General features: G+C 60.1%; 1 protein-coding gene. It reads left to right on the top strand.

Annotation, left to right across the window (positions count from 1 at the left end):
• Positions 1-83: 83 nt before the first annotated feature.
• A protein-coding gene (locus GTK01_RS20850; protein ID WP_252929772.1) for an IS3 family transposase occupies positions 84-1,435 on the top strand; the annotation gives its coding sequence in 2 pieces (ribosomal slippage) (positions 84-420 and positions 420-1,435; 1,353 coding nt in all).
• Positions 1,436-1,509: the final 74 nt, after the last annotated feature.

The following is a 1,509-nucleotide window of genomic DNA, read 5'->3' as shown; positions in this document are numbered from 1 at the left end:
TGTTCGGGATCAGCGCCTATGGCACAGAGTTGAGGGTGTGATTTAAGGAGTGTTCGGTTCTCGTCGAAGACGAAGGAACGAACATGAATACGAAGACGACTGGCGGCAAACGCTCCGCCGAGCATTTGGTCAAAAACATCCGCCGGGCGACACGGCGGCACTTTTCCTCGGAAGACAAGATCAGGATCGTGCTGGACGGTCTTCGTGGCGAAGACAGCATCGCCGAGTTGTGCCGCAAGGAGGGGATCGCCCAGAGCCTCTACTACACCTGGTCGAAGGAATTCCTGGAAGCCGGCAAGAGGCGGCTGGCCGGAGATACGGCCAGAGCAGCGACGACCGGAGAAGTCCAGGACCTTCGTCGCGAGGCCCGCGCACTGAAGGAAGCGGTCGCCGATCTGACGCTCGAGAACCGCCTGCTGAAAAAAAGCATGATCGCGGATGGGGGCGACGACGAATGAGATACCCTGCATCCGAAAAGCTCGAGATCATCAGGATCGTCGAGCAGTCACACCTTCCGGCGAAGAAGACACTGGATCAACTCGGTATTGCGCGGCGCACCTTCTACCGCTGGTATGACCGCTATGTCGAAGGCGGCCCGGAGGCGTTGGAGGACCGTCCTTCCCGACCGAGCCGCGTCTGGAACCGGATCGGTGCCGAGGTCCAGAGCCAGATCATCGATATGGCGCTGGAGCACTCCGAGCTATCACCGCGCGAGCTGGCGGTGCGCTTCACCGACGAGAAGCGCTACTTCGTGTCCGAGGCCACCGTCTATCGTCTGCTCAAGGCCCATGACCTCATCACCAGCCCGGCCTTCGTCGTCATCAAGGCCGCCGATGAGTTCAGGGACAAGACCACGAGGCCAAACGAGATGTGGCAGACGGACTTCACCTACTTCAAGATCATCGGCTGGGGCTGGGTCTATCTGTCGACGGTGCTCGACGACTTCTCCCGCTACATCATCGCCTGGAAGCTGTGCACGACCATGCGCGCCGAGGACGTCACCGACACGCTGGAACTGGCGCTTACGGCTTCAGGCTGCGACAGCGCCAGAGTGTTGCACAAGCCAAAGCTGCTCAGCGACAACGGGCCGTCCTACATAGCCAGCGAACTCGCCGAATGGATCGACGCCAACGGCATGAGCCATGTCCGCGGCGCGCCGCTTCATCCTCAGACCCAGGGCAAGATCGAGCGCTGGCATCAGACGCTCAAGAACCGCATCCTGCTGGAGAACTACTTCCTGCCGGGCGATCTCGAACGCCAGATCGAAGCCTTCATCGAGCATTACAATCACCGACGCCACCACGAGAGCCTTGGCAACGTCACGCCGGCCGACGCCTACTTCGGCAGAGCCTCTGCCATCATCGAACAACGAGAAAGGATCAAACGACAGACAATCGAACTCCGGCGCTTGCAGCACCGAAAACTCGCCGCATAAAGTCAACCAAGGGGCGAGGCCGAAACTCCGCTAAATCTCCATGCCCATTGCGCCAAATGTCCTGACGACGGACA

Source organism: Aliihoeflea sp. 40Bstr573, from assembly GCF_024105655.1.
Lineage (GTDB): Bacteria > Pseudomonadota > Alphaproteobacteria > Rhizobiales > Rhizobiaceae > Aliihoeflea.
The sequence above is the reverse complement of the archived record's forward strand: the minus strand, read 5'-3'. Positions and strand labels throughout refer to the sequence as shown.